Genomic DNA, 12,911 nt, shown 5'->3' with positions numbered 1-12,911 from the left:
GGTCTAGCGCGCGATCCGGATCTCGACCCGGCGGTCCGCCTGCGAGCCCGATTGCATGGCGCCGAACAGCGCGCCGCCGCCCGGCTCACCCGCGCTGTCGATGGCGAGATAGTCGCGGCCGATGCCGTTCTTGCCGAATTCCTGCGCCACCGCGTCGGCGCGGGCCTGCGACAGACGCTTGTTCATTGCCGGATCGCCCTGCTTGTCGGCGAAGCCCTTGATGCAGATCTGCTGAATCTTGCTCGCCTTGGCGACCTTGGCCATGTCGGCAATGCGCTGGCGATCGGTCGCGTTGATCACCGTGCTGCCGGTGTCGAACTGGACGGTGATCGGCTGGTAGCGGCTGGAGACCGCGGAATTCGGCCGGCACACGTCTTGCGCGAGTGCCGGGCCGGCAACTGCCAGCGCTGCTGTTGCAAAAACGGCAGACATGATCTTCTTCCTCATGGTCCCCCCCATGGCTGAACCATCCGGTTATACCTTCCGATCCGCTGTTGGCGAAAAGGGAAACCGGCTGGCATCCGCGGGAACCGGGCGCTAGGTTCCGCCGCCATGAAGGTCGACGGCATCCCCTATCGCACCATCTGGCTGGCCAAGGACGGCTGGTCGGTCGAGATCATCGATCAGACCCGCCTGCCGCACTGGTTCGAGACCGTGCGCCTGACCACGCTCGCGGAAGCCGCGCATGCCATCAAGGCCATGCTGGTGCGCGGCGCGCCGCTGATCGGCGCCACCGGCGCCTACGGCCTGTGCCTGGCCGCCCGCGCCGATGCCACCGATACCGGGCTGCGCCAGGCCGCGGCGATGCTGATCGCGACGCGGCCCACGGCCGTCAACCTGAAGTGGGCGGTGGATGACGTTCTTGCCCGCCTGCTGCCGCTACCCGAATCCGGGCGCGTGGCGGCGGCCTATGCCCGCGCGGCCGAGATCGCCGATGACGATGTCGCCACCTGCCGCGGCATCGGCGACCATGGCGCCAAGCTGATTTCGGCGGCCGGCAGGAAGAAGCCGACCGGCGCCGCCGTCAATGTGCTGACCCATTGCAATGCCGGCTGGCTCGCCACCGTCGACTGGGGCACCGCGCTGGCGCCGATCTACCGCGCCCATGATGCCGGCATTCCCCTGCATGTCTGGGTCGACGAGACGCGGCCGCGCAACCAGGGCGCCTCGCTCACCGCCTGGGAGCTCGGCCGGCACGGTGTGCCGCATACCGTGATCGCCGACAATGCCGGCGGTCTGCTGATGCAGAAGGGCGAGGTCGATCTCTGCATTGTCGGCACCGACCGCACCACGGCCGAGGGCGATGTCTGCAACAAGATCGGCACCTATCTCAAGGCACTGGCCGCGCAAGACAACGGCGTGCCGTTCTACGTGGCGCTGCCGCATTCGACCATCGACTGGAACATGGCCAAGGGCAGCGACGTCCCCATCGAGATGCGGGGGCCCGAAGAGGTCACGCACCTGACTGGGGCCACCGCCGATGGCGGCATCGCCACCATCCGAGTCACGCCGGAAGGCAGCGCCGCCGCCAACCCGGCCTTCGACGTCACGCCGGCGCGCCTGGTCACCGCGCTGATCACCGAGCGCGGCGTCTGCGCCGCCAGTCGCGCCGGCCTCCTCTCCCTCTATCCCGAACGCGCCCGCTGAACATGCAGAATCTCTGGTCGGATCGCGACGCCAAGGCCGCCATCAAGGCTCATGCCGCCAAGAGCATCGGCGAGGATCTGGCGCTCCGCGTCTACACCACCCGCCTGCTCGGCGGCGAGCCGCGCCTGGTGCAGCATGGCGGCGGCAATACCTCGGTGAAGACGAAGATGCGTGACATCTCCGGCGAGATGGTCGACGTGCTCTGCGTCAAGGGATCCGGCTGGGACATGGGCACGATCGAGGCGCCGGGCCTGCCGGCCGTGCGGCTCGATGCGCTGCGCAAGCTGGCCAAGCTCGACAGCCTCTCGGACGAGGCGATGGTCAATGCGCAGCGCGCCGCGCTGCTCGACAGCAACGCCCCCAACCCTTCCGTCGAGGCGCTGCTGCACGCCTTCCTGCCGCACAAGTTCATCGACCACACGCATGCCAACGCAGTGCTGGCCCTGAGCGACCAGCCGGACGGCGACGAGATCTGCGCCAAGCTTTTCGGCAAGCGGGTCGCCATCGTGCCCTACCTGATGCCGGGCTTCGGCCTCGCCAAGCTCGCCAAGGTGGTGTTCGAGGCCAACCAGCAGGCCGAAGGCCTGCTCCTCGCCCGACACGGCTTCTTCACCATGGGGTCGACGGCGCGCGAGGCCTATGACCGGCATATCGAGTTCGTCGGCCTCGCCGAGGCGCGCATCGCCAAGGGCCGGAAGAAGGTGTTCAAGTCGGTCGCGGTGCCGAAGCGCCTCGCCAATCCGGCCGAGGTGGCGCCGATCCTCCGCGGCCTCCTGGCCCAGCCGCTCGACAAGGATTCCGGCGCCTGGCGCCGTGTCGTGCTCGACCGCCGCGCCGGTCCGGCGGTGATGGACTATGTCAACGCGGCCGAGATCTGGCGCGTCGCGCTGGCCGGCACGGTGACGCCGGACCACGTGATCCGCACCAAGCCGCGCCCGCTGATCCTGCCGGCGCCGGAGGCCGGCAAGCTCGACGCGTTCAAGGAAGCGGCCCAGGCCGCGCTCGACAGCTACATCGCCGACTACACGGGCTATTTCGAGCGCCACAACGCCAAGGCGCAGCCGAAGAAGAAGCCGCTCGATCCCTATCCGCGCGTGGTGATGGTGCGCGGGCTCGGCCTCTACGGCGTCGCCAAGACGGCGAAGGACGCAGCCATCGCCGCCGACATCGCCGAGACCAACGTGGTCGTGATCACCGATGCCGAGCGGGTCGGCCGCTACGAGACGATCCCGGAAGCCGACCAGTTCGATGTCGAATACTGGTCGCTGGAACAGGCCAAGCTCGGCAAGGCCGCCGACAAGCCGCTGACCGGCCAGATCGTCGCCGTCACCGGCGGCGCCGGCGCCATCGGGCTTGCCACGGCCCGCGCCTTCCGCGCCGAAGGCGCCGAGGTGGTGCTGCTCGACCTGCCGGCGGCCAAGCCGGCCGAGGCCGCCAAGGCGGTCGGCGGCATCGGCATCGCCTGCGACGTGACCTCGGCGAAATCTGTCGCCGCCGCCTTCGCCGAGATCCGCGCCGGGCTCGGCGGGCTCGACATCCTGGTCTCCAATGCCGGCGCGGCCTGGCAGGGCAAGATCGGCGAGGTGGAAGACGCCGTGCTGCGGCAGAGCTTCGAGCTCAACTTCTTCGCCCATCAGAACGTCGCCAAGGCGGCTGTCGCCGTCATGCTGGAACAGGGCACCGGCGGCTGCCTGCTGTTCAATGTGTCCAAGCAGGCAGTGAACCCGGGACCGGATTTCGGCCCCTACGGCCTGCCCAAGGCGGCGACCTTGTTCCTGTCGCGGCAATATGCGCTCGACTATGGCGGCGCCGGCATCCGCGCCAACGCGGTGAACGCCGACCGCATCCGCTCCGGCCTGCTGACCGACGACATGGTCGCCAAGCGCTCCAAGGCGCGCGGCCTGAGCGAGAAGGACTACATGTCCGGCAATCTGCTCGGCCGCGAGGTCAGGGCGGAGGACGTGGCGCAGGCCTTCGTCCAGCTCGCCCTGGCGCAGAAGACCACGGCTGCCGTGCTCACCGTCGACGGCGGCAACATCGCGGCCGCGCTGCGCTGAGTTTCGCGCGACGAGGGAAAGAAGGGCGGCCGCCACATCCAACGCGCGTGTCGTGTTCGCCCTGGAATTCCGCCGAATCGCCATGCTATAGAGGCCCGCTCCGCGGGCGGCTCCGCCCGGCGGCCCAGCCGTAACGGGCGCCCCCGGCGGGCGTGGCGGAATTGGCAGACGCGCCAGGTTTAGGTCCTGGTGGCAGCAATGTCGTGGGGGTTCAAGTCCCTCCGCCCGCACCACCGTTCTGGACCTGGCGTCGCCGGCCTTGGCCGTTCTTCCCAACCGCCAACTTTCTGGCCTGACAAAGAAACTCTCGGATCGATGATGCACCAGGTCACCGTCACCGCCTCGGAAGGGCTGAAGCGCGAATTCAAGGTCGTGGTCGGCCGTGCCGATATCGACAAGAAGGCCGATGACAAGCTCGAAGAGCTGAACCGGAAGGTCCGCATGCCGGGCTTCCGGCCGGGCAAGGTCCCGCTCAACCTGCTGCGCAAGCAGTACGGCCGCGCGGTGCTGGGCGAGGTGCTGGAAGAGACGGTCAACGAAGTGGCGCAGAAGGCGATGCAGGAGCATTCGATCCGCCCTGCCTTGCAGCCCAAGATCGACATCCAGAACTTCGAGGACGGCAAGGATCTCGAATACACGATGTCGCTGGAGGTCCTGCCGGAGGTCGAGCCCGGCGATTTCTCCGGCGTCGCGGTCGAGCGTCTGGTGGTCGACGTCACCGACGACAAGATCACCGAAGGCCTGGATCGCATCGCCAAGGGCCAGCGCGCGTTCAAGCCGATCGAGACGCCCCGCCCGGCCGAGAAGGGCGATGTGGTCGTGGTCGACTTCACCGGCCGGCTGGACGGCGAGGTGTTCGAGGGCGGCGAGGGCAAGGACCTGCAGATCGAGATCGGCGCCGGATCCCTGCTGCCGGATTTCGAGGCGGCGCTGGTCGGCATGTCCGCCGGCGACACCAAGAAATTCCCGGTCGCCTTCCCGGCCGATTACCGGGCCGAGAAGCTGGCCGGCAAGACCGCCGAGTTCGAGGCGACGGTGAAGGAGATCCGCGTTGCCGACGCGGTCGCCATCGACGACGAGCTGGCCAAGAAGCTCGGCCTGCAGACGCTGGACGAGCTGAAGGACGCGCTGAAGAAGCAGTACGAGCAGGAATACGGCCAGCTGTCGCGCAACCGGACCAAACGCGCCCTGCTGGACGAGCTCGCCAAGCGCTACGACTTCCCGGTCCCGGCCGGTCTGGTCGACCTTGAATTTGGCCAGATCTGGGACCAAGTGGTGCGCGATGCCGGCTCGGAAGCCGCCGCCGCGGCATCGGAGAACAAGTCGGTCGACGAAGTGAAGGCGGAATACCGCAAGATCGCCGAGCGCCGCGTCCGTCTCGGTCTGCTGCTCTCCGAGGTCGGCCAACGCCAGAAGATCGAGGTGACGCCCGACGAGGTGACCCGCGCCGTGCTGGACGAGGCCCGCCGCTTCCCCGGCCAGGAGCGCCAGGTGCTCGAGTACTATCAGAAGAACCCGGAAGCGCAGCAGCGCCTGCGCGCCCCGCTCTACGAGGAGAAGGTGGTCGACTTCGTGCTCGAGCTCGCCAAGGTGTCCGAGCGCAAGGTCAGCCTGGACGAGCTGATGAAGGACCCCGAGGAAACCGCCGCGTAACGGTTTCCGCCGTCTGATCCTCCTGCCCCCCTTCCGAGGCCCCCCGCCTCATTCGAGGAACCGCGATGAAGGACCCGATCGAGATCTACAGCAACTACCTCGTGCCGATGGTGATCGAGACCACCCATCGCGGCGAGCGCGCCTTTGACATCTATTCCCGCCTGCTCAAGGAGCGGATCATCTTCGTCGTCGGCGGCATCAACGACGCGGTGTCGAGCGTGGTCTGCGCCCAGCTCCTGTTCCTGGAAGCCGACAATCCGAGCAAGGAGATCTCGATCTACATCAACTCGCCGGGCGGCATCGTCACCTCCGGCCTCGCGATGTACGACACCATGCAGTACATCCGGCCCAAGGTGGCGACCGTGTGCTTCGGCCAGGCCGCCTCGATGGGTTCGCTCCTCCTCGCGGCCGGCGAGAAGGGCATGCGCTATGCGCTGCCCCATTCCCGCATCATGATCCACCAGCCCTCCGGCGGCGCCCAGGGCCAGGCCACCGATATCGAGATCCATGCCCGCGAGATCCTGGCCACCCGCGCCCGCCTCAATCAGATCTATGTGAAGCATACCGGACAGCCGCTGGAGACCATCGAGCAGTCCATGGAGCGCGACCGGTTCATGAGCCCGGAAGAGGCCAAGGCCTTCGGCCTGATCGACCAGGTCTATGACAAGCGGCCGGAGCCTGAAGTCACCAAAGACCGGCCAAAATCCGTGGCCTGACCCCGCTGGCACCACGGTCGGTTAAACCTTTCTTGACCCGGTGCGGCGCACTGTCCCCCTTGCCGTCGCGAGGGGGACGGGCCATGTGTAACAGGCCAGGTGGTACGGGAATTGCCCTTATCTCGATTGCCATTGTCTCACCTGCGGCGCGCCGACTAGGATAAAGCGGTGCGGTTAGGAGCATCCCGGAAATGACCAAGCTCTCCGGCGGCGATTCGAAGAACACCCTCTACTGCTCGTTCTGCGGCAAAAGCCAGCACGAGGTGAGGAAGCTCATCGCCGGCCCGACCGTCTTTATTTGCGACGAGTGCGTCGAACTCTGCATGGACATCATCCGTGAAGAGAACAAGTCGACCCTGGTCAAGACGCGTGACGGCGTTCCCTCCCCGCAGGAGATCCGCAAGGTCCTGGACGATTACGTCATCGGCCAGATCCATGCGAAGAAGGTGCTCTCGGTCGCCGTCCACAATCACTACAAGCGGCTAAACCACGGCCAGAAGAACAACGACGTCGAGCTGGCGAAGTCGAACATCCTGCTGGTCGGCCCGACCGGCTCGGGCAAGACGCTGCTTGCCCAGACGCTCGCGCGCATCCTCGACGTGCCGTTCACGATGGCCGATGCCACGACCCTGACCGAGGCCGGCTATGTCGGCGAGGACGTGGAGAACATCATCCTGAAGCTGCTGCAATCGGCCGACTACAACGTCGAGCGGGCGCAGCGCGGCATCGTCTACATCGACGAGGTCGACAAGATCAGCCGCAAGTCCGACAACCCGTCGATCACCCGCGACGTGTCGGGCGAAGGCGTGCAGCAGGCCCTGCTGAAGATCATGGAAGGCACGGTCGCCTCCGTGCCCCCGCAGGGCGGCCGCAAGCACCCGCAGCAGGAATTCCTGCAGGTCGACACCACCAACATCCTGTTCATCTGCGGCGGCGCCTTCGCCGGCCTGGAGAAGATCATCGCCGGCCGCGGCAAGGGCACGTCGATGGGCTTCGGCGCCGATGTGCGCACGCCGGACGACCGCTCGACCGGCCAGATCCTGCAGGAGGTGGAGCCCGAGGATCTGCTGAAGTTCGGCCTGATCCCGGAATTCGTCGGCCGCCTGCCGGTGATCGCCACCTTGCACGACCTGGACGCCGAAGCGCTGGTCGAGATCCTGACCCGTCCGAAGAACGCGCTGGTCAAGCAGTATCAGCGCCTGTTTGAGATGGAGGATGTCCGTCTCACTATGTCCGAGGACGCCATGCACGCCATCGCCCGCCGGGCGCTGGCCCGCAAGACTGGCGCCCGCGGCCTGCGTTCGATCATGGAGGCGATCCTGCTCGACACCATGTACGACCTCCCCTCGCTGCGCGGGGTCGAGGAAGTCGTGATCTCGAGCGAGGTGGTCGAGGGCCGCGCCAAGCCGCTCTATGTGCATGCCGAACGGCAGAAAGACGCCACCGCCGGCTGACCGGACGGGTCTTGATCCCAGTGCCCGGCGCCCGGCCGTTTACCAAAGCCGGCCGACCGGCTTGAAGCCGGGCCGGCGAAACGCCATCTTCGAGGGGTGCCGCCAATCCCGGCGGCCCGGATTCGGCCGCGATTTGCCCTCACCCTGTTCACTCCCGCGGCCCGAGGAGTATCCGCTATGTCCGTCCCCACAGTAGGCACCCAGATCTACCCCGTTCTGCCTCTCCGGGACATCGTGGTGTTCCCCCACATGATCGTGCCGCTCTTCGTCGGCCGCGAAAAGTCGGTGCGCGCGCTGGAAGACGTCATGAAGGACGACAAGCAGATCCTGCTGGTCGCCCAGAAGAACGCCGCGCAGGACAACCCCACCCCGCCCGACATCCATTCGGTCGGCACCATCGCCTCGGTGCTGCAGCTGCTCAAGCTGCCGGACGGCACGGTCAAGGTCCTGGTGGAAGGCGGCAGCCGCGCCCGCATCGACCGCTACACCGACAATCAGGAATTCTTCCAGGCGCACGCCCAGCCGGTGCAGGACCGCGATCCGGAGACCACCGAGCTCGAGGCGCTGTCGCGCACCGTGATCTCGCAGTTCGAGCAGTATGTGAAGCTGAACCGCAAGATCCCGCCGGAGGTGCTGGTTTCGCTCAACCAGATCGACAATCCCTCGCGTCTCGCCGACACCATCGCGGCGCATCTCCAGCTCAAGATCTCCGACAAGCAGGAGCTGCTCGAGCTCGACAGCGTCGGCGAGCGGCTGGAGCGCGTCTACGCTCTGATGGAGAGCGAGATCGGCGTGCTGCAGGTCGAGAAGCGCATCCGCTCGCGCGTCAAGCGCCAGATGGAGAAGACCCAGCGCGAGTACTATCTGAACGAGCAGCTGAAGGCGATCCAGAAGGAGCTCGGCGAGAACGAGGAAGGCCGCGACGAGGTGGCCGAGCTCGAGGACCGCATCAAGAAGACCAAGCTCTCCAAGGAGGCCCGCGAGAAGGCGATGGCCGAGGTGAAGAAGCTCCGGTCGATGAGCCCGATGTCGGCCGAGGCGACGGTGGTCCGCAACTATCTCGACTGGATGCTGACGCTCCCCTGGGGCAAGCGCTCTAAGGTCAAGAAGGACATCGTCGCCGCCGAGAAGGTCCTGAACGAGGACCATTACGGCCTCGAGAAGGTCAAGGAGCGCATCCTCGAATACCTCGCGGTCCAGGCGCGCGCCAACAAGGTGAAGGGCCCGATCCTCTGCCTGGTCGGCCCTCCGGGCGTCGGCAAGACCTCGCTCGGCAAGTCGGTCGCCAAGGCGACGGGACGCAACTTCATCCGCATGTCGCTCGGCGGCGTGCGCGACGAGGCCGAGATCCGCGGGCACCGGCGCACCTATATCGGCTCGATGCCGGGCAAGATCCTGCAGTCGATGAAGAAGTCGAAGTCGTCCAACCCGCTCTTCCTCCTCGACGAGGTGGACAAGATGGGCCAGGACTTCCGCGGTGACCCGTCATCGGCGCTGCTGGAAGTGCTCGACCCCGAGCAGAACAACACCTTCAACGACCACTATCTCGAGGTCGATTACGACCTGTCGGACGTGATGTTCATCTGCACGGCGAACACGCTGCGCATGCCGCAGCCCCTGCTCGACCGCATGGAGATCATCCGCCTCTCCGGTTACACCGAGGACGAGAAGGTCGAGATCGCCAAGCGCCATCTGATGGACAAGCAGCTCAAGGCGCACGGCCTGAAGAAGGGCGAGTGGTCGATCACCGACGACGCGCTGCGCGACCTGATCCGCTACTACACGCGGGAAGCCGGCGTCCGTAACCTCGAGCGGGAAATCGCCAGCCTGACCCGCAAGGCGATCAAGGAGATCATGACCGGCAAGGCCGACAAGGTGAAGGTCACCCGGGCCAATGTCGAAAAGTATGCCGGCGTCAGAAAGTACCGCTACGGCGAGATCGAGGCGGAGGACATGGTCGGCATCGTCACCGGCCTCGCCTGGACCGAGGTTGGCGGCGAGCTGCTGCTGATCGAATCCGTGATGTCGCCGGGCAAGGGGCGCATGACCATCACCGGCAAGCTCGGCGACGTGATGCAGGAGAGCGTGCAGGCGGCCAAGTCCTATGTCCGCGCCAACTCGCTCAAGCTCGGTGTCAAGCCGCCGGTCTTCGACCGCAAGGACATCCATATCCACGTGCCGGAGGGCGCGACCCCGAAGGACGGCCCCTCGGCCGGCGTAGGAATGGTGACCTCGATCGTGTCGGTGCTGACGCAGATACCGGTGCGCCGCGACCTCGCCATGACCGGCGAGATCACCTTGCGCGGCCGCGTGCTCGCCATCGGCGGCCTCAAGGAGAAGCTGCTCGCCGCGCTGCGCGGCGGGCTCAAGACGGTGCTGATCCCGAAGGAGAACGAGAAGGACCTGGCGGAGATTCCGGACAACGTGAAGAAGGGTCTGGAGATCATCCCCGTCTCGAACCTCGACGAGGTGCTGAAGCACGCGCTGACGCGCGAGCCGACGCCGGTCGAGTGGAACGAGGAGGAAGAGCTCGCCAAGGCGCAGCGTCGTCCGGCCGTCGATGTCGACGCCGATCTGGGTGTGACGACGCATTGACAGAAGGCCTCGGGCGCGTTCCGTCGAGCGCGCCCGAGAGCCTGAAAAACCCTACGAAACCGTGCTTATTTCTCTTTGACGCCGCTTTCGGGCCAGGGCTATCCTGCCCGCCTTGCCGTGGTGCCGAGTGCCGAAAGCCGCGCGAAAATCCGAACAAATGAAGGGGGCTGCCCGTGAACAAGGTCGATCTCATCGCGAAGGTCGCAGAGGAGACTGGACTCTCGAAGACCGACGCGACAAGGGCGGTTGATTCCGTGTTCGAGATCATCACCAAGGCGCTGAAGAAGGGCGATGAGGTTCGGCTCGTCGGCTTCGGCACCTTCAATGTCAGCAAGCGCGCCGCCTCCGTCGGCCGCAATCCGCGCACCGGCGAGCAGATCGAGATCCCCGCTTCCAAGCAGCCCAAGTTCCGCGCCGGCAAGGGCCTGAAGGACAGCGTCAACTGACGCTGCGCCGGCTGCGGCCCTGACATTGCCGGCCGCCGCAGCGAGGCGGCCGGTTTGGTGTCGGCCCGATCACAGGGCGGTTAGCTCAGTTGGTAGAGCGCCTCGTTTACACCGAGGATGTCGGAGGTTCGAGCCCTTCACCGCCCACCACGCTCAGCCCTGCGGGCTGCACGTGGTGCAGCCGCGCGAAGGCGGCAAGGGCGAGAAAGCGTCCGGCGCGGCTACTCTGCCCGCATGAACCGCATGGTGCCCGCGCCATCCGGAAGCGTCAGTAGCAGAATTCCGTCCGTCAGCGCATAGCGCTCGGCCCGCTCCACATCGCGGACGAAGCGATCCGAGAGCGAGCCCGACGGGCAGGCCATGCGGGTGAGAGCGATCGGGCCGAAAGCGATCCGCCGACCGACACCGTGGGTGTACTGCCCGCTGCCCCGATTGCAGTCGGCCCGCAGATGGACGCGACTTTCCTGCACGAAGGCCAGCGTATAGCGCGTCGGATCGGCGACGGTGACCGTGTCGGCCGGCGCCGCCGTGCCCGTCCAATGCCAGGCGGCTTCGCGCATCTCCGCCGGCAGCCGGCCGGCCTGCGAGGCGCAGCCGAGCAGGCCGGCGCCGAGCGCTGCCATGACGAGCGGATCGCGGAGTGGGTTCAATTCAGGCTCGCCAAAACCATCTACTCGGAAATGCCTGCCATCTTCAGGCCCTCGATGAACGTATCCCGATGCGCGAAATGCGCCAAGTTGGTCCTCAGCACATCCAGGCGCAGCGGCGGTCCGACCCGGTTGCGGGCGGCAATGTACTCCTTCGCCTCGCCGAGCAACCCGAGATGCCCGCAGCAGCTGATCAGCGTGTTGTAATGGCCGGCGTATTCGCCGAAAGCCGCGACTGAGCTGCGCAGATAGGGCAGCGCCTCATCGAACTGGCGCGCACCCAGCAAGGCGAGGCCATGGATGGCGGTGTAGAAACCGGAGAAGCTGTCCAGCGGGCTCAGCTCCAGCGCCAGCCGCGTCTCCGCGATCGCCCGCTCAAACTGCCCTGCGCGCAACAGGGCCCAGCCGAATGCCATGTGACCGAGCGCGAAGCTCGGGTTCAGTTTGAGGGCGGTCGTGAGCTCTCCGAGCGCGCGGTCATGTCCGCCGGCAGTGCTGTGGCAAAGGCCGGCGACCATACGAGCCCACGGATCGCCCGGATCCAACGACAGCGCATCCTGTGCGCATGCCGCTGCCTGCCGATAGCCTTCGCGCGTATCGGGAAACCAATAGCAGAGCGCCGCCCACCACTTGGCCCAGCCGAGCAGGGCGTGCGCCCGACCGTAGCGAGGGGCCAGATCGATCGCCGATCGCAACAGCGCCTGCGCTTCCTCGTTCTGCTTGCGATCGACCCTGTTGATCAGGGTCAGCGCCCTGACCGCGAGCCCCCAGGCGTCGACGTTGTCCGGCGGCCGCTGGAATGCGCGGATCCCTTCCTCCGCATAGAGATGCGGCTCAACCGCGGCCACCACGCGGTCGACGATCTCGTCGTTGACGGCGAACAGGTCCGGCAAGGAGCGGTCGTATTTGGCCGCCCAGATGTGGTTGCCGGCCTCGGCATCGATCAGCTGGCCGGTGATGCGGATGCGCTGGCCGACCTTGCGCACGCTGCCCTCGAGCACATAGCGAACGCCAAGGTCCTGAGCGACCTGACGCACGTCGACCGCCCTGCCCTTGTAGACGAAGGTGGAATTGCGGGCGATGACGAACAGCCAGCTGAGACGCGCCAGCGCCGTGATGATGTCCTCGGTGATGCCATCGGCGAGGAATTCCTCATCCGGGCCGGCGCCCATATTGGCAAACGGCAAGACGGCGATCGAAGGCTTGTCGATCCCGCGCGCCGGTACCTCGGGTTTCGGGATAGCGGCTTCCGTCGGGGTCTGCTCCAGCAGGCCGCGCAACGCGAGCTTCGTGTGGCTCTCGACCACGGCGAGGGTCTTGTCCGAGAACAGGCCGATCAGGAGCTTGTCGATGGTCGACTTGCCGAGCCGGGTGCGATGCGCGAACTGCTCGCGCGACAACCGCGCCTGCGCGATGTATTCCCGGATCGCCGCCGCAACCTGCTTCCTGCCGTCCATGATCGCCGCCACTTCTAGGTCCGATTGACGCCCAGGCTTCTGTTCACGGCCAGCGTGCTGCCGGACCGCGCGACGGCGAGGAAGAGCCTCGGATCATCCGGCTCGAACATCGAACCATTCTGCAAGAATGCAGAGCGGAACTGCAAGACTTCGGCTGTTGGCCGGCTTCCCCGGCGTCTAACTAACCGGCCACCAGATCCCGGGGGCCCGAAAATGCCGAAGCTCAACGCCGATCCCGC

10 protein-coding genes and 2 tRNA genes are annotated in these 12,911 nt (G+C 66.5%); 9 read left to right on the top strand and 3 right to left on the bottom strand.

Going from position 1 to position 12,911, the window contains the following annotated elements; genetic code table 11:
* Positions 1-3: 3 nt before the first annotated feature.
* Positions 4-432 (bottom strand): OmpA family protein, encoded by a 429-nt coding sequence (locus DT074_RS00910; protein WP_162914531.1) that lies wholly within the window; start codon positions 430-432, stop codon positions 4-6.
* A gap of 120 nt (positions 433-552) precedes the next feature.
* On the opposite strand from DT074_RS00910, the gene mtnA reads away from it, so the two are divergent.
* The 9 genes from mtnA (at position 553) to DT074_RS00865 (ending at position 10,718) form a co-directional block, all read left to right on the top strand.
* Positions 553-1,647, top strand: coding sequence for an S-methyl-5-thioribose-1-phosphate isomerase (gene mtnA / locus DT074_RS00905; RefSeq protein WP_119417900.1), 1,095 nt, complete (start codon positions 553-555; stop codon positions 1,645-1,647).
* Positions 1,648-1,649: 2 nt separating this feature from the next.
* Positions 1,650-3,704 carry a bifunctional aldolase/short-chain dehydrogenase gene (locus tag DT074_RS00900; protein WP_119417899.1) on the top strand — a complete coding sequence of 685 codons (2,055 nt, stop codon included), beginning with the start codon at positions 1,650-1,652 and terminating at the stop codon, positions 3,702-3,704.
* A gap of 146 nt (positions 3,705-3,850) precedes the next feature.
* Positions 3,851-3,937 (top strand) — tRNA-Leu (locus tag DT074_RS00895).
* Positions 3,938-4,022: 85 nt separating this feature from the next.
* Entirely contained in the window at positions 4,023-5,357 is a 1,335-nt protein-coding gene (gene tig, locus DT074_RS00890; RefSeq protein ID WP_119417983.1) for a trigger factor, read from the top strand.
* 65 nt (positions 5,358-5,422) lie between these two features.
* Positions 5,423-6,073 (top strand): ATP-dependent Clp endopeptidase proteolytic subunit ClpP, encoded by a 651-nt coding sequence (gene clpP / locus DT074_RS00885; protein ID WP_119417898.1) that lies wholly within the window; start codon positions 5,423-5,425, stop codon positions 6,071-6,073.
* Between the two features lie 191 nt (positions 6,074-6,264).
* A complete protein-coding gene (clpX, locus tag DT074_RS00880; protein ID WP_119417897.1) occupies positions 6,265-7,527 on the top strand; it encodes an ATP-dependent Clp protease ATP-binding subunit ClpX in 1,263 nt (420 codons plus the stop codon).
* Between the two features lie 177 nt (positions 7,528-7,704).
* A complete protein-coding gene (lon, locus tag DT074_RS00875) occupies positions 7,705-10,122 on the top strand; it encodes an endopeptidase La (RefSeq protein WP_119417896.1) in 2,418 nt (805 codons plus the stop codon).
* A gap of 173 nt (positions 10,123-10,295) precedes the next feature.
* Positions 10,296-10,568, top strand: a complete 273-nt coding sequence (locus DT074_RS00870) for an HU family DNA-binding protein (RefSeq protein WP_119417895.1) — start codon at positions 10,296-10,298, stop codon at positions 10,566-10,568.
* Positions 10,569-10,642: 74 nt separating this feature from the next.
* A tRNA-Val gene (locus DT074_RS00865) sits at positions 10,643-10,718 on the top strand.
* A 71-nt stretch (positions 10,719-10,789) separates the two neighbouring features.
* Here the strand turns inward: DT074_RS00865 and DT074_RS00860 are convergent.
* Positions 10,790-11,218: an META domain-containing protein gene (locus DT074_RS00860; protein ID WP_162914530.1), complete on the bottom strand. Its 429-nt coding sequence runs from the start codon at positions 11,216-11,218 to the stop codon at positions 10,790-10,792.
* A gap of 20 nt (positions 11,219-11,238) precedes the next feature.
* A complete protein-coding gene (locus DT074_RS00855) occupies positions 11,239-12,672 on the bottom strand; it encodes a tetratricopeptide repeat protein (RefSeq protein ID WP_119417982.1) in 1,434 nt (477 codons plus the stop codon).
* Positions 12,673-12,911 lie beyond the last annotated feature (239 nt).

It is taken from the genome of Desertibaculum subflavum (assembly GCA_003576705.1).
In the GTDB taxonomy this organism is placed as follows: Bacteria; Pseudomonadota; Alphaproteobacteria; order Ferrovibrionales; family Ferrovibrionaceae; genus Desertibaculum; species Desertibaculum subflavum.
Note: the sequence above shows the minus strand (reverse complement) of the source record. Positions and strands in the feature narration are given on the sequence as shown.